The 22,737-nt window shown below is 57.4% G+C and carries 19 protein-coding genes and 1 tRNA gene; 7 read left to right on the top strand and 13 right to left on the bottom strand.

What is annotated here, in order from left to right:
* Positions 1-397 precede the first annotated feature (397 nt).
* Positions 398-3,613 (top strand): amidohydrolase family protein, encoded by a 3,216-nt coding sequence (locus Poly41_RS34800; RefSeq protein ID WP_231615480.1) that lies wholly within the window; start codon positions 398-400, stop codon positions 3,611-3,613.
* Positions 3,610-4,920 (top strand): amidohydrolase family protein, encoded by a 1,311-nt coding sequence (locus Poly41_RS07150; RefSeq protein ID WP_146525237.1) that lies wholly within the window; start codon positions 3,610-3,612, stop codon positions 4,918-4,920. The genes Poly41_RS34800 and Poly41_RS07150 overlap by 4 nt, the downstream gene beginning before the upstream one ends.
* On the opposite strand, the gene Poly41_RS07145 is transcribed toward Poly41_RS07150, so the two are convergent.
* Positions 4,917-6,014, bottom strand: coding sequence for a DMT family transporter (locus tag Poly41_RS07145; RefSeq protein ID WP_231615479.1), 1,098 nt, complete (start codon positions 6,012-6,014; stop codon positions 4,917-4,919). The genes Poly41_RS07150 and Poly41_RS07145 overlap by 4 nt on opposite strands.
* Here Poly41_RS07145 and Poly41_RS07140 point away from each other — a divergent pair.
* Positions 6,006-7,427 carry a class-III pyridoxal-phosphate-dependent aminotransferase gene (locus tag Poly41_RS07140; protein ID WP_146525236.1) on the top strand — a complete coding sequence of 474 codons (1,422 nt, stop codon included), beginning with the start codon at positions 6,006-6,008 and terminating at the stop codon, positions 7,425-7,427. The two genes, Poly41_RS07145 and Poly41_RS07140, sit on opposite strands and share 9 nt — an antisense overlap.
* A gap of 38 nt (positions 7,428-7,465) precedes the next feature.
* On the opposite strand, the gene Poly41_RS07135 is transcribed toward Poly41_RS07140, so the two are convergent.
* The 4 genes from Poly41_RS07135 to Poly41_RS07120 all read right to left on the bottom strand — a co-directional run bounded on the left by Poly41_RS07135 (position 7,466) and on the right by Poly41_RS07120 (position 11,233).
* On the bottom strand, positions 7,466-7,780 hold the full coding sequence (locus tag Poly41_RS07135; protein ID WP_146525235.1) for a competence type IV pilus major pilin ComGC: 315 nt from the start codon (positions 7,778-7,780) through the stop codon (positions 7,466-7,468).
* Positions 7,777-8,943, bottom strand: a complete 1,167-nt coding sequence (locus Poly41_RS07130) for a type II secretion system F family protein (protein WP_146525234.1) — start codon at positions 8,941-8,943, stop codon at positions 7,777-7,779. The genes Poly41_RS07135 and Poly41_RS07130 overlap by 4 nt, the downstream gene beginning before the upstream one ends.
* Positions 8,944-9,029: 86 nt before the next feature.
* Positions 9,030-10,793, bottom strand: a complete 1,764-nt coding sequence (locus Poly41_RS07125; protein ID WP_146525233.1) for a GspE/PulE family protein — start codon at positions 10,791-10,793, stop codon at positions 9,030-9,032.
* Between the two features lie 17 nt (positions 10,794-10,810).
* A complete protein-coding gene (locus Poly41_RS07120; RefSeq protein WP_146525232.1) occupies positions 10,811-11,233 on the bottom strand; it encodes a response regulator in 423 nt (140 codons plus the stop codon).
* A gap of 345 nt (positions 11,234-11,578) precedes the next feature.
* Between Poly41_RS07120 and Poly41_RS07115 the strand changes: the two genes are divergently transcribed.
* The 4 genes from Poly41_RS07115 to Poly41_RS07100 all read left to right on the top strand — a co-directional run bounded on the left by Poly41_RS07115 (position 11,579) and on the right by Poly41_RS07100 (position 14,023).
* Positions 11,579-12,865: a GGDEF domain-containing protein gene (locus tag Poly41_RS07115; RefSeq protein ID WP_146525231.1), complete on the top strand. Its 1,287-nt coding sequence runs from the start codon at positions 11,579-11,581 to the stop codon at positions 12,863-12,865.
* Positions 12,866-13,062: 197 nt separating this feature from the next.
* Positions 13,063-13,380 carry a hypothetical protein gene (locus Poly41_RS07110; RefSeq protein ID WP_146525230.1) on the top strand — a complete coding sequence of 106 codons (318 nt, stop codon included), beginning with the start codon at positions 13,063-13,065 and terminating at the stop codon, positions 13,378-13,380.
* Between the two features lie 139 nt (positions 13,381-13,519).
* Positions 13,520-13,592: transfer RNA gene (locus Poly41_RS07105), tRNA-Ala, on the top strand.
* Positions 13,593-13,714: 122 nt separating this feature from the next.
* Complete coding sequence (locus Poly41_RS07100; RefSeq protein ID WP_231615478.1) at positions 13,715-14,023, top strand: hypothetical protein; 309 nt, start codon at positions 13,715-13,717, stop codon at positions 14,021-14,023.
* A gap of 128 nt (positions 14,024-14,151) precedes the next feature.
* Here the strand turns inward: Poly41_RS07100 and Poly41_RS07095 are convergent, their stop codons facing one another.
* The 8 genes from Poly41_RS07095 to Poly41_RS07070 form a co-directional block, all read right to left on the bottom strand.
* Complete coding sequence (locus Poly41_RS07095; protein WP_146525711.1) at positions 14,152-15,555, bottom strand: sulfatase; 1,404 nt, start codon at positions 15,553-15,555, stop codon at positions 14,152-14,154.
* The gene (locus tag Poly41_RS33870) at positions 15,527-15,790 is read right to left on the bottom strand and encodes a hypothetical protein (protein ID WP_197231134.1); all 264 of its coding nucleotides are present in this window, start codon (positions 15,788-15,790) and stop codon (positions 15,527-15,529) included. The genes Poly41_RS07095 and Poly41_RS33870 overlap by 29 nt, the downstream gene beginning before the upstream one ends.
* Positions 15,791-15,878: 88 nt before the next feature.
* Positions 15,879-16,046, bottom strand: a complete 168-nt coding sequence (locus Poly41_RS33865; protein WP_197231133.1) for a hypothetical protein — start codon at positions 16,044-16,046, stop codon at positions 15,879-15,881.
* 264 nt (positions 16,047-16,310) lie between these two features.
* Positions 16,311-18,962: a cellulase family glycosylhydrolase gene (locus Poly41_RS07090; protein ID WP_146525229.1), complete on the bottom strand. Its 2,652-nt coding sequence runs from the start codon at positions 18,960-18,962 to the stop codon at positions 16,311-16,313.
* Positions 18,963-18,997: 35 nt separating this feature from the next.
* Entirely contained in the window at positions 18,998-19,654 is a 657-nt protein-coding gene (locus Poly41_RS07085; RefSeq protein WP_146525228.1) for a sulfatase-like hydrolase/transferase, read from the bottom strand.
* 15 nt (positions 19,655-19,669) lie between these two features.
* Positions 19,670-19,966, bottom strand: a complete 297-nt coding sequence (locus tag Poly41_RS07080; protein ID WP_146525227.1) for a hypothetical protein — start codon at positions 19,964-19,966, stop codon at positions 19,670-19,672.
* A complete protein-coding gene (locus Poly41_RS07075) occupies positions 19,947-20,369 on the bottom strand; it encodes a sulfatase-like hydrolase/transferase (RefSeq protein ID WP_146525226.1) in 423 nt (140 codons plus the stop codon). Before Poly41_RS07075 ends, Poly41_RS07080 begins: the two co-directional genes overlap by 20 nt.
* 23 nt (positions 20,370-20,392) lie before the next feature.
* Positions 20,393-22,705, bottom strand: coding sequence for a sulfatase-like hydrolase/transferase (locus Poly41_RS07070; RefSeq protein ID WP_146525225.1), 2,313 nt, complete (start codon positions 22,703-22,705; stop codon positions 20,393-20,395).
* Between the last annotated feature and the right edge of the window lie 32 nt (positions 22,706-22,737).

The following is a 22,737-nucleotide window of genomic DNA, read 5'->3' as shown; positions in this document are numbered from 1 at the left end:
TCGCGCCGACAAAATCAAAGATCAGGGAATTTCTTACATCGGTCCTTCGGTTTCTCCCGATTGTTTTGTGATTTTCGCGCGGAGAGAATGTTTCAAGAGCCTCCTATTCCGTGCCTTCCCTGCTTGGGATATGGGGGGCGACAGCTTAGAGACATCACCGCTGATTTTGCCGCTGCCGCCCCCTTCTCTTTTCTTTGCGCCGAAGTGGCTTTGCCGTTGGTGATTCCCCGACGCCCCCCGTTCGCCCCTCAGCAGGCTTCACCCGTTGCGGAAGAATCTCTTGTCCGATGCCGCAATTCGCACACGCTGGATCGTCGAGAGACTAACATGGACCGGCTTGTTCTGCCTTGCCTCTGATTTTCTCCCTTGCCTCTGATCCCAGATTATTCAAGATCCCATGAAGCATCTCTTTTTGATCACGCTCGCATCGATGGTGCTGCTGTTTTCGGCCCCCCCCACGATGGCACAGCGTGCAACCACAACACGACCGGTGGTGGGGTTGCGGCAAGCCGATCGGTCCGCCGTGTTACTGAGCGGAGCCGAGGTGGTATGCGATCCTGATTCGGCTCCGCAATCGGTGTCGGTCTTGATCGAGGGTACATCGATCGTTGCAGTCGGAAACGAGCTCAACGTTCCAGCCGGGACCGAAGTGCGTGATCTTGAGGGAAAACGCATCTATGCGGGACTTGTCGATGCGATGCACGATGTCGAGCTCCCCGACAACTTGCCGACCTCCCATCAGGGTTACTGGAACGAGAACGTTTCGCCGCAGTACAAGGCGTCGTGGTTTGGTGGGATCAGTGATGGGGATCTTGACAAACTTCACAGTCAGGGCATCACGGTCCAATTGGTGGCCCCGCAGGGTGGTATCATCAAAGGGTCGAGCTGCGTTGTGTTGGCCTTGAAGAACGATCATCCGCAATTTCAATTGCAGCCTCAGCGGTTTCAGCACCTTTCTTTGACGGTACCTCGTGGCGAACGCCGCAACGCGTATCCAAATTCCCCCATGGGAGCCGTCGCACTTGTCCGGCAAGCACTCTACGACGCACTTTGGTATCGAGAAGCGAATCGCATCTTTGAAAACGATCCCAAGCGATCACGTCCGGAACCGAACGAATCGCTGGCGCAGTTGGCGGAAGCGATCGAGTCGGGAACCTTTGTCATCGATGCTCCGAACGAACGAATGGCGCTCCGCGCTGCAAAACTTGCTGACGAGTTTTCCATCGACGCGGTGCTTCGCGGGTCGGGATATGAGTACTGCGAATTGGCCGCCCTTGCCGCGTCAGGGCATCCGATTCTGGTGCCAGTTGATTTTCCCGAAACGCCCGATACGAAAACAGCCGAATCGATTCGCGAGACCAGCTTGCGTCAATGGATGCACTGGCGTTTTGCTCCCGAAAATCCTGCCCGCTTGACCGACTCGGGTGTTCGCTTTTGTTTGACGACGGATGGTTTGGAGGATGTTTCCAAGTTCCTCTCGCAAATTCGCACGGCCGTCGACCGCGGGCTCGACACGAAAACCGCGTTGGCGGCTGTCACCACGGTGCCCGCGGCCCTGCTAGGAATCGACGATCGTGTTGGCAAAATCCAGCCTGGTATGCTGGCGAACTTGGTGGTCACCGACGGGGACTTGTTTGATTCGAAAACCAAGGTGCATGAAACATGGGTCGTCGGCGAGCGGTTCGAGGTGGAAACGCCAAATTTTATCGACGAAGATCGGCTGCTCGGCACGTGGTTGGCCGTCTTACCGTCGGGTGACCAACGAATGGAGACGGAGTGGTTGTTCGAGCAACAGGGGGAGAAATGGGGCGGATCGATCAGCCTTGTTGATCAAGCCCAACCAGCGAGCACGACCGACCCGAGCGAAAGCTCAGAGACACAGCCGAAGAAAGCAAAATGGAAAGACCTCGTCCGCCAACGTGAACGGTTTTCGGCATCGGTCCAGCTTCGCCAACTCTCCGAGCAGTTTTCGCCTGGCGTTTCGCGTGTGGCATTGCTCACGGTTTCCTCGCCCGATCAGCCGTATCGGTCCGTTTCGGCGACGTTGACAACCCCCGACGGTCATCAGCATTTGGTTTCGCTGAAGCGGAAGCCGGATGAATCCTCATCAAAGGTGATCGAAACGGGGGAAGCAGAAGAAAACGATGATGGCGATGCGGAGGAACCGAACCGTGGCGACGAGGACGTTCCGCGGTCGCAACCAGAAATTGCCTTGGTCTACCCGCTCGGCGCTTATGGGCTCGAGCAGAAACCGGTTCGAGCGGATTCGATTCTGTTTCGTGGAGCGACCGTTTGGACCAGTGGGCCGTTGGGGAAAATCGAGGGTGCGGACGTGCGAGTTCGAGACGGAAAAATCGCCGAGGTTGGGCACTCGCTGGTTGCGGAAAAAGGTTGTCTCGTGGTCAGTGCGAAAGGCAAACACATCACCGCGGGTCTCATCGATTGTCATTCTCACATGGCAACCGATGGCGGTGTCAATGAATCAGGGCAAGCGGTGACGTCGGAGGTTCGAATCGCTGATTTTATCGACAACTCGGATATCACGATCTATCGACAATTGGCCGGTGGCGTCACGGCATCGCAAATTCTGCATGGATCCGCAAACCCTATCGGCGGACAAAGCCAAGTGATCAAGTTGAGGTGGGGCGCAGCGATGGAGGAGATGCTGCTCAAAGACGCTCCATGGGGGATCAAGTTTGCACTTGGCGAGAACGTGAAGCGTAGCTCCGGCCGCTATCCCAATACTCGGATGGGGGTGGAACAGATCATTCGTGACCAGTTCTTGGCGGCTCGGCAATACGAAGCAGACCGTCAAGCTTGGCAGGCCGGGGATCGTAGGGGTTTGCCGCCACGACGTGATTTGCAATTGGATGCACTTGTCGAGATCCAACGCGGCGACCGATGGATTCATTGCCACAGTTATCGCCAGGACGAGATCGTCGCTACCTTGGATGTGCTCGAAGAGTTCGGGATTCGTATTGGCACCCTGCAACACATTCTCGAAGGCTACAAGGTGGCCGATCGGATGGCTCAGCATGGTGCGATGGCGTCGACGTTCGCCGATTGGTGGGCCTACAAATTCGAGGTCTACGATGCGATTCCCTACAATGGCGTCATCATGCACAACGCGGGTGTTGTTGTTTCTTATAACAGTGACGATGCCGAGTTGGGACGGCATCTGAACACCGAAGCCGCCAAGGCGACCAAGTATGGCGGCGTGCCGGAACAGGAGGCACTTCAATTTGTGACCCTGAACCCAGCGAAGCAGCTTCGCCTGGAGGACCGAATCGGTTCCATCGAAGTCGGCAAAGACGCCGACCTGGTTGTCTGGAGCGGCCCCCCCTTATCCGCTACGACACGATGCGAACAGACATGGATCGATGGAATCAAATACTTTGACCTGGAATTGGATCATCAGCTTCGCACGCGAGATGCGCGACTTCGCGCCCAATTGGTCCAAATGGGACTCGATCAAGGGTCGCAGCCAGTCAGCGAGACGAAGAACGGCGAGCGTTCTGATCGCTTGAAAGACGAACCAATCGAGGAGGCCGATCGCTGGGATCGCGTCGATATCTACTGCAATGCGGGCCGGACAACAGGAGCATCACGATGATCATTAAAAGCGTTTTGCCTGTCTGGGTCGCCGCGGCTCTCTTCGTGGTTCCCGCGCCGGTTCATGCAAATGACCAAATCCCGGGATCGCCGCAAACGACTCCTATCTTGATTCGTGGTGCGACGCTCCATCCGATTGAGGGTGACGTCATCGAGCGAGGATCGCTCCTGTTTGAACAGGGACGCATCACAGCCATCGGCCGGCACGTTCGCCCTCCCGAAGGAACGGAGGTGATCAAGGCGGATAGAAAACACGTCTACCCTGGATTGATCGAACCACTGACCGATATCGGACTGCGAGAAATCAGTGCGGTGGACGTGACGATTGATCGCGACGAGCTAGGGCAACGAAACCCAAATGTTCGTTCCTGGGTCGCAGTCAATCCAGACAGCGAACTGATTCCGGTGGCCCGCGCCGGCGGCGTCCTGATCGCACACGTGGCACCCGGAGGTCGATTCGTTCAAGGTCAATCGGCCGTCATGATGCTCGACGGATGGACGGCAGCGGAAATGACGCTCCTTGCTCCATCCGGATTGTGTGTTGCCTGGGGCACGATGCAGCCCAACGACAAGGATTCCGTCGAACAGGCAAGGGAACGTGATCAGAAATGGAGAGAGTTTGATGAATGGATCGAACAAGCCAAACGCTACGCAGCGAAGCAAGCCAGTGAGTCAGAGCCGATAGCGGAAGACCTGCGACTCGAGGCCTTGCTGCCGGTTCTGCGCCGCGAGATGCCGTTGATTGTTTCCGTCGATCGGCAATCGGGCATCGAATCCGCGGTGGCCTATGCCGTCGAGCACGATTTTCGATTGGTGATCTATGGAGGCTACGAAGCCGAAGCCTGTGCGGACCTACTGAAACGCCACAACGTTGCGGTGATCGTTGCTGGGGTCTATCGCTTGCCGATGCACCGTGATGATCCCTATGATGCGGCCTACACGTTGCCCGAGCGACTGCGCCGTGCCGGTGTCCACTTCGCCATTGGCGGGGAAGGATCAGGTTATCCGGGTGGCGCGTCCAACGTACGCAATCTACCCTACCATGCGGCATGCGCCGTCGCGTATGGTTTACCGCGCGAGGACGCGATCCGCAGAATCACCCTCTCGGCGGCAGAAGTGTTGGGGGTGGAGGATCGCGTCGGTTCTTTGACGGTGGGGAAGGACGCGACGATCGTGATCGCCGACGGCGACCTGCTGGAAACGCAGACCAACGTGACGGAGGCATTCATCCAAGGGCGACGAGTCGATTTGTCGAGCAAGCACACGATGTTGTTCGAGAAGTACAAAAAGAAATACGGCGAACGCTAGCCCCCAAGGGCCAACACCGCAACGCCCGCTAAAATGGCGACGATGCAGGCCGCTTTAGGCCAAAAATTGGCTTCTCCAAGTGCCCGGATGCCGAACAAGAACGAGATCACCACGCTGCAGCGCCGCACGACCGAGACAATGGAGACTAACGCATCGGGATCGGCCAATGCGGTGAAGTAGACCATGTCTGCGGCCAGCAACAGCGGGCAAATTGTCAAGATGATCGGGCGCCACTGAAACGGTGTCTTTTTTTGTTGCGTTTGTTGCCACGAAACGGCCATCGGAATCATCACCGGCACCAAGTAAACCGAAAACCAAGCCTGGACCGTGGAGGGTGAGATGGCGGCCGTTTGGAGCAAGAACTTGTCGTAGATCGAGCTGATCGCGCCAAGCAGGGTTGCGGCGACCATCATCGCAACGCCTCGATCACGATGAAACTTGACCCCCTCGCGAAGCCCGACCGCTGAAAACACCCAGAAGGCTGTCAATACGATCGCAATCCCAACCCACTGCGTCGGAGTCGGTCGTTCGTGTAAAAAGAGCGATGCGATGGCGATCGTCCAGACGGGACTCGTCGAACGAATCGGGGCCGCAATCGACAGCGGCAATCGCTTTAGCGAAAAGAAGGCGAGTGTCCACGAAGTACCCACTAAAACGCTTTTCGCCATCAAGAGGCCATGTTCGCCAAGCGATAACGAATCGACTCGAAGCAAACGATGCGGAACCGTTTCGACGGACACCCACGACCAAAGGATCATCGGCAACCACAGCGTGCAACCCACGGAAACGCTGATCAGCAATACCACCGGGACCGCGTTTTGACGCACCGCTACCTTTTTGGCGACGTCGTAAAAGCCGAGCAAGAGGGCGGAGACCGCCGATAATCCAATCCAAGTCATGGCCACAGGATGCCAAGGCTGCGGCGGACTGGGAATGGGGAGATCATCGTGGGCGGATTCCTTGCCGTTGGCGGTCCGATGGGGTTCGTTCTGCCCAAAATGCGACCCCGGCTGAACCTTGGGCCAATCAGACGTTACTATTTGGTGTGAATTCTCTGCCCCCCTTCCATCACGGAGCCCATCGTCGTGGTTCATTCCTCGTCCAATCCCCCTGCCACTCACGCCGATGCACTCCGAGCCGACCCGCGTGTCGCCGAAGCGAAACGATTGATTGCCGAAGCGGTTGCCGAGCATGCCAGCCCGCTTGTTGAGGTTCGCGAAGCAGACGGCTTGTTGAAACCTCTTTACGATGCATTGCTTGAACAACTCGGGAAGGTGCGTGGCGGACCACCGATTTGGCCCTACCTGTCGGCTGGGCTTGGCAAGGGACCCTACGTCGAGTTGGCCGATGGAAGCGTCAAGTTGGACTTCATCGGCGGGATCGGCGTCCATGGATGTGGGCACAGCGATCCGCGGTTGATCGATGCGGCGATCGATGCCGCGCTCGAAGACACGGTGATGCAAGGCAATCTGCAACAACACCCGCCAAGTCTGCGAATGTGCCAGCGGTTGACGCAGTTGGCGACGGAAACCGGTGCGAAGCTGGAACACTGCATGCTTTCGACCAGCGGTGCGATGGCAAACGAGAATGCGTTAAAGATCGCCTTGCACCACAAAGCTCCCGCCGATCGGATCATCGCTTTTGACAACGCCTTTGCCGGCCGATCGTTGGCGCTTGCTGCGTTAACGGATCGCCCCAATTATCGTGCCGGGTTGCCATTGGCTCTCAACGTCGACTACATCCCGTTTCTGGATCCTCAGAAACCGAAGCAAAGTACACGTTGGGCTGTCGAAGAATTGCATCGACTCCTCAAACGCCATCCCGGTCGTTATGCAGCGTTTTGGGCAGAGCCGATCGCGGGCGAAGGCGGTTATTATGCTGGCAGCAACCCCTTTTTCACAGCGCTCTGCCAACCGCTTCGCGAGGCCGGCATCCCCATCATCTTTGACGAGATTCAAACTTTCTCGCGAACCACTCGTCCGTTTGCGTTCCAGCATTATGGTCTGGATCCGTTTGCGGACATTGTCACCGTTGGCAAGATCACCCAAGTGTGTGCGACGCTTTATGGCAACCACTTTGTCCCCAAAGCCCCCGTGCTCAGCCAAACCTTTACGGGGTCATCGTCGTCGATTGCGACCGGATTGGCGACGCTGGAGGCAATCGATGCGATGGATTGCTATGGGCAGAACGGGCAAAACGTCCGCCGGCATGATTACTTTGTTGCAGAACTGCAGCGATTGGCGAACAAGTATCCGACGTTGATTTCAGGGCCCTTCGGTGAGGTTATGATGTTTGCGTTCACCCCTGGCGATGGCACCTTTGAAGATGCCAAAGCGATGATGGACACGATGTACGATTGTGGGCTGCTCGGATTTGTCTGCGGATCCAATCCCACTCGGGTTCGGTTCCTGCCGCCGCCCGCGATCACGACCACTCAGCACATTGACGCAGCCGTCTTGTTACTGGAGAAGTCGTTGGAGTTGTTCGCAAAGCGAGAAAAAGGGTAACGTCGTTGGAGTTCCGACTGTAGGACGCGTTTCGGACATCAGTTGTTTGGATGGGCCGAGCATTGAACTTGACCGCCTCGTATTGTGTAGGTCGCTCCCGACACGGGGCATTGGGGCAGTGTCGTGCCCGCGTAGCGATCGTTTGCGATTTCTCGTAAGGTCGTCGTGACCGGCGTCCCCGTATCATCCTGGTAGGCTTCGACGTGATGCTGAAGCATTTCACGCGTCATCAAACAACTGCGGCGTTGAGCTTCGCTGCCCGGTGAGTTGAGGTGACGAATGCCGATCACTGCGACCATCGCAGAAATGACCATCACCATCATCACTTCCAAGAGCGTAAATCCCGTTCTCATTCGAGCACCTCAAACATATGGAACATCGGGGTATAGATCGATAGCACGATTCCGCCGATCGCGACGGCCAACAGAATCGTTAGGGTTGGCTCGAGCAGTCCGACCGACGCGTCGATGCGGGTTTCGAGTCGTTCACGCAAATGATCGGTCGCCCCATGAAGTGCTTTTGGGAAATCACCTGATTGTTCGCCCACTGCGACCAATTGGCAAAGCGTGTTCGAAAAGAAACGATCATGCTGGGAGAGTTGTTTGCTGAGCCGTTCTCCGCGGTTGACATTCTTACGGATTTGGTCCACCGCCGCGCGGACTTCTCGGTTGCGGACACAATCCACGGCCACTTGGACCGCATCGACCGGCGTGTATCCACACTCGACCATCGATGACATCGCTTCGATAAACTGCAAAATCGCAACGTCACGCAGCCATGGTCCGACGATCGGTAGTTTTAGCAGGAATGCATCAGCCAACCTCGCCAATTTCGGGCGTGCCCGAACGATCGAGATCAAAGCGATGCTGGCAATGCTAAACGGTACGACGAGCCAACCGTTCGTGATCACCTGACGACTCATGCCTGTGACCACTTTCGTCACGGCCGGCAACTCGACGCCGCTGTTGCCGTAGACCGTTTCAAATTCCGGAACGACCACGACGCACATGAAGATCATCAATCCCGCCCCCGCAACGGAAATCAAAACAGGGTAGCTGACCTTTTTAATGATTCGCTTGCGCAGCGCCACGCTGCGTTCGAGTTGCTCGCACACTCGACGAAGTGCCTTTTCGAGCGTGCCGCTTTTCTCGCCAATGCGGATCTGCTGGACTTGCATGGAGGTAAAGGTGCGTGGATATCGTTGCATCGCATCACTCAGCAGCCCTCCCGATTCAATGGTCATTCGCAATCGATTCAGCACCGGTCGATAACGAGCTGCCGACCGATCGCCGGCCAGGGATCCCAGTGCTTTGGGGAGTGACAATCCATTTTCTAGCAGCATCAGCATCAGCCGCAATAAGTCAGCCAACGGTGTGGGGCGAATGCGTGTGGGGTCGCCACCACGGTTCTTTGAGCCCAGTTCAATGGAATGCAACTTGCGTAGAAATCCCACAACCCCGCCACGGGATGTCGTTGGTTGATTGACGCTGGGCGAATAAGTCGACGAGGTGAACATGGTGGAACGCTAGGTGTTTCGATTTGTTTCGTGGTGTAATACGGATTGGGAACAATGCGATCGCATGGTGCGTTTCGGGGCGTGTCTTAAATTCCAGCTGCATGGTCCGCGAGATCGGTCTCGCGTTTGCCAAGGCTAGAGGTTTTGCTGTCGCTCCGACGTCGATCTCCGCTGGTCTTGAAGTAGACCTCTTCAAGCGAGGTACAGCCGGCGATCGCCTGTTCCAATCCCGCGGTCGACAACTCCACCATCCCGGCATCGACAGCCATCTGTTGCAACTTCGAATGGGGGACTCCGGCTTCGATCGCCATGGTGATGTCCGGTGTGATGGGCATGATTTCAAAGATAGGCAGCCGCCCCGAGAATCCGGTCCCGAGACACTTTTTACAGCCATCGCCCCGGAAAAAGTCGACCGATCGAGCAATCTTGCCTTCCGGATCGAGCGCGTCGAGCAGGTTTTCGTTTGGACGAATGGGCTGTTTGCAGTTCTCGCAGACGCGACGTAGCAGTCGTTGTGCGACACTGCCAAGCAGCGAGCCCGCGATCTTGAAGTTGTCGACGCCGAGATCCGCCAGCCGCTGAACCGCGCCTACGGCATCATTGGTATGCAGGGTGCTGATCAACAAGTGGCCGGTCAGCGCAGCTTGGATTGCCGTCATGGCGGTTTCACTATCGCGAATTTCACCGACCATGATGACGTCGGGGTCTTGCCGCATGATGTATTTCAATGCGTTGGCAAAACCCATCCCAAATTCGTTGTCGCTTTGGACTTGGTTGATTCCGGAAATCCGATACTCGACGGGGTCTTCGACGGTAACGATGTTTCGGTCGTCGCCATTGAGGTGCTGAAGCACCGCATACAACGTCGTGCTTTTCCCACTTCCGGTGGGTCCCGTCACCACAAACATCCCGTGCGGCTTGGCAATCATTTGCCGAAGCATCGTGTTGTCACGATACATCATGCCGAGATTATCGAGTGAATAATTCTTGCCACCTTCGTCAAGAAGTCGCAGAACCAACTTTTGTCCATCCACCGTCGGAATCCCGCTGACACGAAATCCGACTCGCTTGCCATTTTCAAACACATTCAAATGGCCGTCTTGCGGGCGACGGTTTTCGGTCGTGTCCATGTCGGCCATCACCTTGATGCGACTGATCACGGAATCTTCGATATGATTCGGGATGGTCATCACTTGCTGAAGTTCACCATCGACCCGGTAGCGGACTCGCATTTCGGGTTTATGAGGCTCCAGGTGAACGTCACTCGCGCCGGCGGTTGCGGCTCCTGACAGAATCGCCTGGACCAATCGAACCACGGGTGCATCTTCTTGTTCTACGGAAATGATCGACGCCGTATTGTCTTCGCCCGACTCCTGCAACTCTCGCAATTCCGCGAGTTTCATGTCGACAATCGTTTGACGTGCAACCGCTCGGTCGTCATAAACGCGACTGACCAGATCCTCGATATCCTCCGCCATCGCGACGGCGGGCTTGATCTGATAGCCGGTCATCAACTCCGCTTCGGCAATCGTTTCGATATCGTCCGGCGCGACCATCGCCAATGTCAGTTGCCGACCTTCGACCTTGATTGCACCAGATTGACGCGACTGAGCAAAGTCTTCGGGAAGCAGTCGAGCCACTTGCGCATCCACGGTGGTTACATCAATATCGACGTAGGGTACGGAAAACTGTTCCGCCAGCGCACCGCCAAGCTGGCCTGTCGTCAGCATCTTTTGACTCACCAACCAATCGCCAAGCAGCACTTCGCGTGGTTTGGATTCAAACGCTGCGTCAAGCTGTTCAGCGGTCAGCACGTGCTGTTCGATCAAGACGTCGCCGAGTCGTCGCATGTTCTAGGTCTCGTAGGTTAGGGATCGCAACGTTTTGATCGACGCGGTGATGCGGTGCAGATCACCGACGCCAATTGGACAATCTTGTTTTCCAACGTTACGGGGTCAAAGGGCGTAATCAAGTAATCTTGGGCGCCGGCATAGAACGCTCGCTCGACGGTCTCTAAGCTGGGGTCCAGTGAGAACACCATCACCGGAAGTGTTTCTGCCTTGAACTCCGTCCTTAGTCGAGCCAGCCATTCGAGTCCATCGCCGTCGCGGAGCGTGCTGTCGACAATCAACAGATCGGGTGGATCCGTACGTACCTTCTCAATCGCTTGGCTTCCCGTTCCAACCATATCGATGCGGTAGCCTAACAATTCCAAACGAAACGAGGCCAGCTCCGCCAAGACAGGCTCGGATTCAACCAATAGGATTCGTACGCTCGATGAATCGAACATCTAGATGGGCCCGTGGGGATATGCGTCTCGATAGAGTCGGTCAAGTGTGCCAATGGGGAAAGACCGTCGAACTCTAGGTTACAAATAGGCAGTGTGCGGAAGTCGGGATCCTCTAACCGTGACTCGAAATGCTATCGCGAAGGGCTGGCTGGGACGATCCCAGTCGATGCAGCGTAAAACGTGTTAAAGGTCGCATGATCCGCATAACCCTCCACGTTGAAGGCCGGTTCGGAGGATTGCGGTGTACAGGAAAGTGTTTGGTACCGCACCACCCGGCTGATGTAGTCCACATTTGAAGGGAACCCCTTTTTTTACGCTCGATTCTTCCACCAGGGTGAGAGAGACTTGCTCAAGCTCTATCTCGCAACCATTCGATTCGCGCTGGCAATCTTTTGCATTGCCATCAGCTTCGTGTTAGGAGCCAAGATCCTTGGTTTTCTACCCGATTTGATTCATGGGAATAGCCGATTGATCATCCGTTGGGCGATCGGCTTGATCGTGTCGGGGATCGGCGTCTATTCGCTCCTGATTGCTCGACTGTTTAGTTCCATGAAAGTATCGCAATTGGTTGCGTCGCGAGTAAGCCAATCGCTCGATGCCCTGACCGAAGGATTGGTGGTGATTGATGAGAACGAGCGGATTGTGTTGGCGAATCGAGCGTTCAGCGACACGATTGGTGTCCCGCAGCCGAAGCTTGTCGGCCGCCGTGTCAGTTCGCTGCGATGGGTAGGTAGCCCGACGGCGACCGTCCACGATTGCCCTTGGGTGCGAGCCTCCGAACAGTCGTGGCGTCAAACCGATCAACGGATGCGGTACCATCATCCCGACGGCAGCTTTCGTGTGCTTTGCATCAATGCCTCGCCGATCAAAGCCTCGGACGCAACGCCCGGCGGTGTTTTGGCGACGTTCCGCGACGTCACGATGATGGAGGAACACCACGCCGAACTCGAACAGATGGTCGTCATGTTGCGGAACACACGTGATGAAGTCTGCAGCAAGAATCGTGAACTGCAGGTCTTGGCGACTTGCGATGCATTGACAGGCTGTCAGAACCGCCGAGCACTGTTCGCCTTTCTGGATAAAGCGTGGGCAAGGATGCAGCAGGAGGGCACTTCGTTGGCCTGTCTGATGTTCGACAATGATCACTTCAAGCAGGTGAATGATACCTACGGACATCAAATCGGTGATGAGGTACTGCAACGAGTCGCTGCGGTGCTTCAAGAGGCGTTTCCCGAACCCTCCATCGCGTGCCGCTATGGCGGCGAAGAATTCTGTGTCGTGATGACCGACGTGACGGAGTCGCAAGCGGTCGCCGCAGCCGAACAAGCTCGAAAGCAGATCGAACAGCTTCGCTTCGAAGAGCCCGCGGAACTGCGAGTGAGTGCCAGCATCGGCGTGTCCATGAGCGAATTCGGCGCGAGGGATCCGCAGGAAATGATCAACCAAGCCGATCGCTGCTTGTACGTTGCCAAAGAACAAGGACGTAACCAAGTGGTTGCCTTCGATGAAGTCGTCGATCAATCCACCCAATCCAGTCAGTGCGTCGGATCCAATGCCACGCGAAAAAGCCATCGGCCCACCGAAACGGTGCAGGGAATCGTCGCGCTCCTGGACGCGATCGAAGGCAAGTGACCATCGGCGCAACCGGCATAACCGCCATCGCTTCGCGCTGGCGACGCGTGTGATAACGGATTCGAAGCACAATTGTCCGGCTCCGAGAGGAAACACGCAGTAGCGTAAAGGAACAGTGGGTTGGGCGGTTCCGCCGGAAACCCTACATTCCTTTCCTGTCGGCCTACGCGGCCATTGAAGCACGCAATAACCATCCCATGAAAAAAAATATTCTCACGCTGCTGTTTACCGGCCTCCTCTTTGGCTGTACATCGGGACAAGCTCAGGAGATCATTGTCGATTCGGGCTATGCGGGGCACGTGAACTACGGGGCCGCTCCGATCGTCCGTTCCTATTCGACGCCCTACCAGGCGTATCGAGCCCCACTTTCGCAGGGATACGCCGCACCCGCCTACAGCAACTACCCCGCCTGGAATGTTCGACAACCTTCGCAACGCGGTGGTTTCTTTAGCGATTTGATGACGCTTGAACGACGCAAGAATGCCTGGCTTCGTCGCACCTTTCTAGGCCAGTAGCGGAAAGCGAAAATCGCAAAAATTCCGGTGATTCCTCGCCGATTTCGGCGAGAATTCACACAAAGTCCCGCCGCTTGGCCCTTGACGAAGCGGCGCGTTTCCCATTATCGTTCTCACAGAATCGTCCGTTCTGTTTTTTGGGGGATTAGCTCAGTTGGGAGAGCGACGCGCTGGCAGCGCGTAGGTCATCGGTTCAAGTCCGTTATCCTCCACTCAAAGGCACTTTGCGATTCGTCGCAAAGTGCCTTTTTCTTTGGAAACACAGCAAATTCCAGCGTTTTTGAGCAACTCAAGATTTGGCGTGTTCGGATAAGTGTTCGGATAAGTCGCTGATTTGTTCGGATACCAAATCCCGCTTCCATTTGATCGGGAGGAACAGGAAAGCGTCCACGGTCACGAGAGCCTTGAAGACATTTGTGCAAACTACGTCCAAATGATTCGAGTAGAGCAGGCTTGTTACCCCTCTATCCAGATCGTACCCACGGATGACGATGCCTACGCCCTCAACGCCTCTTACGAACAAGCAGTCCTCGAACGCAAGGAACGAGAATTCAAAGAAGAGGGGGTAATCTCCAGCGGCAAAAAATATCCCGACAAATATGTCTCAGGTTCGTTGCATGACGCCTTTGACGGGCCAGCATAGATCGTCGACTGCAACAGGCCGGACGCAGCCAGTGTGGTGGTCACGCCGATCGATTTCAACACGGTTCGACGTGAAGGCTTGTTTTGAGGGCAAGGGTTCATGGTTGGTCCTGTTTGGTCAGCTTGTTTTCATGATGTGAAAGGATTGGACTCTTTCTTCTTTTCCTCTTTCTTCTTTTTTGGGGTTTCCCTGCGCTCCTTCGTCAAGGCAGTGGGAAGGGGGGGAGCGGCGTCCTCGAACCTGGGGACCAGGGTCCGGAGTTTTTGGACGGTGGTGGCGTATTCCGGGTTGTCGATCTGGTTGGTCCATTCGTGGGGATCCTTGGAGGCGTCGTAGAATTCCTCCTCTTTGGCCCCGTAGCGGGTGTAGCGACCGAGTTCATGGCGGATGCTGATATAGGCCAGGTCCGTTTTGCCCTTATCGCACAATCCGGTGATGGCGGTGCTTTCCCACGGAGCTTTCGGGGCCTTAAGCAGGGGAACCAGTGAGCGTCCATCGACGTAGTCTGGAGGCGTGAGCCCGCAGAGTTCGGCCAGGGTGGGGTAGATGTCCATCAGGGAAACGAAGCGTTCAGACACGCCCCCGGCTTTGCTGACTCCCGGTGCACGGAACATGAGCAAGGTGTGAGTTCCCTCCTCCCAGAGGGTGGTTTTTTGCCAGTGAAGTTTTTCCCCCAGGTGCAAGCCGTGATCGGTGAGGAAGACGACGATGGTGTTGTCCTTGTAGGGGCTTTTTTCGAGGGCATCGAGGACGCGCCCGATTTGAGTGTCGACGTAGGTGGTCGTAGCCAGGTAGGCCTGCACCGCCTCCTTATGTTTGCCGGACTTGATGACTTTGTCGGCAAAGCTTCCGATCCCGTCACTCACCGCTTTGGCTAGGGGAGGAAGGTCATCCAGGTCGTCCGCCTTGAGCTCGGGAAGGACAATCTCGTCCAAAGGATAAATGTCAAAATACTTTTGCGGGACATACCAGGGCATGTGGGCATTGAAGAGGCCGTAGGCCAGGAAGAACGGCTTGTCGTGTTGCTTCTCCAGAATCGCGATGGTCTTATCGGCCCCGCCGGTGTCATTCATTTGCTCCTCGGTGAGGTGGATTATTCCCCAATCCTGCTCTCCCCCGCTGAGTCCGGCCAGAGGGGCTCCGGGAGGAGCCGGGTCCCGTTTGTGACCGACATGATCATCCCAGTGCTCTTTCTGGTCCCAGCCGTGAGTGATTTTGCCATAACCGAAGGTGTTGTAACCGCCCTTCTTGAACAGCCCGGCCAGAGATAGCACCGCATCCTGGTTCAGTACCTCACTTTTGCTGATGGTCTGTGCGTTGTTGTAGACGCCTGATTTCCAAGGGGCTACACCGGAGAAGAAAGCGGTTCGGGACGGGCTGCAAACCGGTGCCGCAGTATAGGCATACTTGAAATTGACACCGCTCTCTCCCAGAGCCTTTAGGTTCGGAGCGATGACCTTGCCGGTGTAACGTTCGGGGTTTTCCAGCAGCCAGGAATTCAGGTCATCTGAAATGAGCATCAAAACATTCATGGGCTTTTCCGCCGCTGCGACATGCGTTGCAGACGCGCACAGGAGCAGGAGAATCGCGAGGCGATGGTTGATTAGGTACTTGGATTTCATATGAATTGCCTTTTTCTTTGGTGTTCTTCTGCGTCTTTGCTTCAGGCGCGGCCTTGTCTTTGTCGGCGCCATCCAGACGTCCAATGGGACGGGAGTTGGCAGCAAGTTCCTTCTCGATAGCTTCCGCGGCTTCTCGCAGACGCATCGGCCACCGCCGTCACGTGCCATGCGCCCTTGAAATAGTCGAAGCCGTGGTTCAGTGGATGAAACGGCTCCCAGCCGCCCCATGACGGTTATCGCGTCGAGTCGGCGACGGGCGTTGATGCCGCGGCGGCTCGCGGTCCACACAGAGGTGCGATCGCGACAAGGTAGGCGGCCAGGATAGATGGTATTCTCATCTTCTTTTTGCGATCGGCCGCATCCTTTTCGCTGTCGGGGCGGGGCTTGAATGTCTTGAGCAACGTGGCTTTCTCCTCTCAGCGCGTTGAAGGATCTCTTTTTGCATAAACGGTGTGGCTAGTATAGCGGGTTCACTTGCGAGGCAGGTCATTCAGATTGGCGTTCGGTTTCCGGCTACCCCCAAAGAGCGGAAACAGGTCGCGGTTTTTCGCGTTGGCCAGCTCAGCCCTACCAGCGTCGAGCTCGCGCCCAGGATCAGGCTCCGTCGCAGAAACTGTCTTCGACTCGTTATGTTCATGTTCTGTCCTTCGACAGCTGCCAGCCAGTTATTTCAGGAACTCTCGCCGAATCGCGTTCTGAGCAGGTTTTCCAAAGACGTTCCAGACGTAAGCACCTGGATTTGTCTCGGGATGGAATCCCGGCTTTCCTCCCGCGTTGGCGTGCCAGTTGTAGATGTAAACACCCTGCAACTTCTCGACGCCCGCCAGCACGTCGAGCGACACTTCATAGAACGCTGCGTGCTGTTCGAGATCGTAGCTCATCGGCTTGCCGGGATTGAAGTATTCGATCCCGCCCTTATTGGCCGGTGAACCGAGTTCCGTCAGGTAGACCTCCTTGCCTTGATCCGCGATGAACGCGGTCAACTGCGCAACCAGATCTTCGCCGTACGGGCTTTTGCGCCATCCCGCGAGGTAGTCATCTGCATCGGCGTCAAGTTCCTTCGGGAGCCGAGGGTAGGCCGAGATGCCGATGAAATCGAGCGAGTCAATGAAGCTGACGTTTAAGTACTCCTGCGACGATTCCCAGGGACCGATGAGTCCCCCGGCGTTGTATCCGAGCCTGCCTGAAAAGAGCGGCCGGATGCCGGCGATTAACTTCTCCCATCTCAACTGGTATTCGGGATTCGTCGCCATCGAGTGGAGTTCGTTTCCGATCAGCATCGAATCAATCCGCGCTGCTTCGTGGCGCCGCAACAACGACTGCAGTTGTCCGCCGATGAGTTGCAGGTGGTAATCGAGGATGACCGGCTTTCGCCACCGCTTCGACCAGGCGACAGGGTGTGATAACTGCTCCCGTACTTCCTCTTTCCAGCGCGGCAATGCATCCAGTTTTTGGGTCCAGTGCGTGAAGGCGTGAGGATGATACATGTGGAACAGGCCGATCAGGCCGTCGTCGTTCTTAAAGCCGGAGCCGTCCTCGAGCTTATAGGTCAGGTGCTCCGGTGTAACGAACTGCTCAAGTTCCAAACAGCCGTTCAAGCCGGGACTGCCGATTCCAAGGATGCGATTGGGGTTTGTCTTCCTGATCACCGGGATGGCAGCGTTCAGATACTCCATCGCGGTCTTGTCGTCTTTGATTCCCACCGGCTTTCCATCTTTCAACAGCAAACCCGCCGGTTCGTTCCAGAGGTCAAGGACGAGTTCCTGCGAATGATCTTTGTAGAACATCGCATAGTTGTCCCACGCGCGAACAAACTCGGCGAGCCCTTCTTTCGGACTCGCCGCCCATCCACCGTCGCCCCACATCGAAATCATGACCGCCAGCTGACGACTGAGCGCATCATCGATCATGGCTTTGTAAGTCGCAGGATCTCGCCTCACCACGACATAGAAACGGACACTTTGAAAGCCTGCGACTCGGATCGCATCGAGTTGTTCGGGTTCATATGGCATCTTCACCGGCGAATGTTCTTCGGGCGACGAGACATCCAGAACAATGCCTCTGCCGAGCCGAGCGGCAATGGACTCGGCAACATCAGGTTTGGACTCAGGGCGATTCTCAGACTCTGCGGCGCTCGTTGTCGTCCAAAGAGCATTTCCGGCGACCAGGACAACGATGATTGCGGTGAGGTATCGTGTCATTGTGATTCGTTCCTCGTTGCGATTTCGTAGAGTCCACTCGGCGCGCTGGCGCAGGTTGTCCGCCACGGGTCCATAGGGTCGCGGCATCGTGTCGGTGATCATCGTGAAGGCGGCATCGCCGTTGATCAACGGCTGGGCGGCGAGCTTCGCCCACCGATCGAGCCCGGGCCGCTGGACTTCGTAGCGCGCATACATCTGGTAGAGCACCACGTCGGTGTGCTTGCTGGTCACCGGCAGGACCGTATCCAGCGAGTCGGTGTTCCCGTTGAGCTTGTCACCCACGAACAAATGGTTGCGGTCGTATCGCCGGATTGCCTCCTTCGCCGTCCGGTAATACTGGTCCACGACGGCGTGGAGAAACTCGATGTTGTCGCGGGTCTCGTTGGCGTTCGAGAGCTGCGTCTGTAGTCGCCAGTCCGCGGCGGCGGCGAGCGCGTCGAAGGTTTTGAACCGCATGCCGTAGGTCGTGTTGAAGTCCGCGATGCGGTCGCGATAGACCTTGCTCATCGTTTCAACGTAGGCCCGTTTGCCGGGCGCGTCCGGGCCGAGGTTCCGCAGCCGTCTCGGAAAACCGATCCGCGAAGGACGTTGCGCGCCGCCGATGACGTCGGGGCGCTCCCGGCAATCCTCCTCAGTCAGCAGCGGGATGTCGATGAAGTGGATCGGCTGCATGTAGGGCACGGCCGGCACCGGGCGGTTGACGACCTGCAGCGAGTTGTGCACGCCGATCGTGTTGAAGCCGTAGTCGCGGCAAATCTCCAGGAACCACGACCGTAGCGCCGGGGCGAACGTCTGCCAGTCGTCTGCGTTCGCCACGCCGAGACGTTCCTGCCACGCCTCGCGATTGTAAGCCTCCTTGAATAGATTCGACTCGAGATGACTGATGCCGAAGCTGAGGAAGGCGTTCCCTTCCGGAGTGACGAGCCACCAGCGTTCATCCTTCTCCACGCGGAAGAATCCGGTGGGCTTGAATTGCTTCCCCGTCCAGCCGCCGAATTTGTCCAGTTCACGCGGGGCGGTTGCACCGAACACACGGCTGAAGCCAGGCAACCCGTGACCAGCCGAAGCTGCTAGTGCGAGCCCGGTGAACTTTCGACGGTTGATAATCGGTTTCATCTTAATCCATTCCGACGGGATGGCGACAATCGTCTCTACGGCCGATCTACTACTTTCTTCGCTTCTCCTTCGGAGCGCGCGAAGTCTTCTTCTCGTAACCGGCGAATGCCGCCTTCGAACAGATCGCCCTTGTGTCCTCGCAGATGGCCCACCGCATTGGGATCGACGTTCAGACCGCCGTTGTCGCTGCAATACCACACCAGCGTGTCGCGATCGATGCCCAGTTCGCGCAATCCCTTCCGCAGCGCACCGATGCTGCGATCGATGCCCACAATCTCTCCAAGGTGATGCGCGGCCTTGCCGCGGGGCAATCCTTTCAAGTCCTCATCCATCGCCCGCATCGGAGCATGCGGCGAGCCATACCAGATGACGGCGAGAAATGGCGCACCACCGGCCTTCTGCCGCGCCATGAACTTCAGTGCTTCCGTCACCACGACGGCCGACGAGTCGCCTGTGAACTCCTCGAACTTGCCGTTGCGGCTCATCAGTGGATTGACATCGAAATAGTTCGTGACCGACAGCCACTCGTCGAAGCCGTAGTGGCCGGGATGATTCGCGTCGTCGCCGAGCACGGGCACTCCCTCGCCACGCACGCCGTTGAGGTGCCACTTGAGCACCCTCTTGCGGAACTCTGCCCAGCCACTCGGGGATGCCTTCGTCGCGAAGCTTCTGGAATCTGCGACCGTACGCATCCGTTCCGCCCTCTTTCAACGAGTCGGGCCACGTTGCGTTGGGGCAGACTGGCTGCCATCTTCTGCTTGATACTGGCCAACTCGGGATCGTTGGCGAGATGGCTGATTCGCGGCGTGACTGCGGTCGATGAACTGCAACGCCTTGTTGGTGATCGTATCGATCCGTTTCGGATCGTCCTGCACCGCCGGTCCTCCACTTCCTTTCGCTCCACCGGTAGAATTGCCGGTGTACCCATCGGAAAAGTCGTAGCCTTGCTCCGCCGGAGTAATCTCGTCGTAGCGGTGATCCCATTTACCGAAATGAGCGGTCACATAGCGTGGATCCGCCGCCTTCAACATCCGCGGAATGTTGAGTTGCTTGATAGGTCGCGGTCCAGCCCTCGCGATCCCCGTTGTATTCGTGCCGCGCCGGCATTTGGCCCGTCTGCAGCGATCGACGCGTTGGGCAGCAGGACGCACCGGGCGAGAACCCTTGCGTGAATCGCATTCCCATCAGTGCGAGACGTTCGATGTTGGGTGTCTGGAAATAATCGCTGCGCGTGCGCGCGTCGCCGGCAATCATCTCCTGCGAAGAACCCACCCAACTCTGATCGTCAGACAGAATGACGACGATGTTGGGCTTCGGCCCGGCGGCGCACACGGTGAGAGCGGTGAAGACACCCATCGCCGCCCAACTGGCGACTCCGCTCATCACTTTGAAGGATCTCTTTTGCATAAACTGTGTCGGTATTCGTGGGTTCACTTGCGAGGCAGATCGTTCAGGTCGGGGTCCGGTTTTCGATTGCCCTCGAAGGGCGGAAACAGATCCCGGTTCTTAGCGTTGTCGTCGGCTTCGAATTCCTTGCCGCCGTCGGCGCGGTAAACCGCCGAGTTGTCACGCGGCCGCCGGGCCTCGACGCTGGTGAGGTAGCCGTCCAGTTCTTTCCACAGACTCACGGCCAGCGCAGGGTGCTTCGCGGTGAGGTTGTGGAACTCGCCCGGGTCGTCAGCCAGGTTGAAAAGCATGCGCGGATCGGCAACCGATATGTCGGCACGGATGGTCGCGTCCCAGGAATAGACTAGCTTGTAATCGCCTTTGACAACAGCCGAAAGCGGCATGGACGAGCGGTAGTGCGGGTAGTGGAAATAGAGGGGGCGATCGACGATCGCCTGCGTCGGTGGCTCGCCCTTGAGAATTCCCTTCAGGCTGAGGCCGTCCACATTCGACAACCCGCCCGCAGCATCGCTCGCCCAATCGTGGAAGGTAGGCAGCAGATCGTAGGTGACCACATTCGCCGTGCTGACCGATCCCGTCGGAACGCCCGGGCCTTTCACGATCATCGGCACACGAATGCCACCCTGCCACAGGAACCACTTCTCGCCATAAAACGGCTGCATGAAGTGCTGGGTGTCGAAGCGACGATAGCCGTTGTCCGATTTGAAAAGGACGTAGGTCTTGTCGGTGAGGCCGAGCTCATCGATCGCCTGCACGATTCGCCCGACGCTTTGATCGAGTTCAAACATCATCCCGAAGAACACCGCGGGATCGTCTTTACGGTTCAGCTTGGCGGGATCGGACTCGCCCTCGTTGAACGCGACCACATCCGGATGATTCTGGAAGAGCGCCCGCGACGATTGCTTGCACTCCCACGGCGCGTGAACGGCGTAGTGCGACATCTGGATGTAGAACGGCAGTCCGGCGTCCTTCTGTTTCCTTGCAAAGGCAATCGCCTTGTCGGTGATCTCCTTGATCCGTTTTGCGTTTTCCAGATCGGCGGGGATGAGCGGGTCCTTGGCGTCGTAGGTTTTGCCGCCGTCATTGTCCGTGTCGCCATCAGTCTCGGCGTAGCCTTCCGAGAGCGGGTCCGACTCCAGATGCCATTTGCCGTAGTGCGCGCATTGGTAACCGAAAGGCGCGAGCGCCTCGGGGATGGTGACCATGTCGGGTGGGAACGGCTTGCGAACGCCGCTGGGAATGACCGGGAACTTCTGTAACTCCGGCTTCAGGTTGATCTCACCGATGCCCTTTCCGCCCAGCTCGACGCTCAGGCGATGCCGCGCCGTGGTCATGCCGGTCTGCATCGAGGCGCGCGTGGGCGTGCACTGCGGTGCGGCGGAATAGGCGTTACGAAACAGCATGCCCTGATCGGCGAGCTTCTGGAGGTTCCACTGGTAAGGCTGTGACGGGTTCGCGGGATCCTTCAAACTGCGCATGATCTCCTGCGCGGAGTTTTCCAGACGCTCATCCATTCGGACTGGCGTGTCATACCACGCCATGTCATCGGCCAGGATCATGATGATGTTCGGAGCCGAGCCTGACACGCGAACGCCCGCCGCACTCGTTGCACTCGTCGCCGTGGCGGCGGCCGCAGGCGAAGCGGCGATGGAACCGACACGAAGCGTCAACGAACGCAGGCGCCCGTTGCCGGCCAACGCAAACTCGTCGCCATGCGCGACGGGGAGGTTGCCGTCCCATCGTCCGCCTGTGGCGATGCGCGTGCCCTTGCCGTCCACGCGCCGCCAGAACTCGGCCTTCTCGCCCTCGGCTTCGCCGCCGAAATCGACCGACATCAGAATCAGCGATTCACCGGAGGCGAGCTTGAGCGCATTGAGGTCGAACGCCCACACGATGGCTTCGCCGTCGTCCACCTTGTTGCCGCCCGCTGCGTCGCTGAGTCCCAGCCCGGCTTCGCTGCCGCTGACGGGATGCGACGCGCCGCCCGACCAGGTGGACGCGATCCACTGTGAGGCATCGTCGCTGCGACCGTCGAGCGTGATTTCAATTGAGCCCTCGCCGCCGCCAAGCGTGCCGGTCAACCCGGGAACTTCTTTGGAAGCGTCGCGCGTGCTGACAGTTGGAGGTGTCTGGTCGAGATTCGCGATCATCACCTGCCAGGGGCTCAACTTCGGACGCAATTTGCCGCCCGGAAAGAAGTCCACCACCACGCCCGCCGGTTGGTCTCCGTGTGCCGATTGAGTGGGTGCCAGCGCTGCGCAGCAGACGACCGCGCCAAGCACGAGCCAGCGTGCGAAACATTCGGCCGTCAGGGAAGGGGTTCGATTCATGTTCATAGGTATCTTTCTTTGCAATTGCTCTCTTGGTT

The organism is Novipirellula artificiosorum (assembly GCF_007860135.1).
Lineage (GTDB): Bacteria > Planctomycetota > Planctomycetia > Pirellulales > Pirellulaceae > Novipirellula_A > Novipirellula_A artificiosorum.
This window is presented reverse-complemented; position numbering and strand designations above follow the sequence as displayed.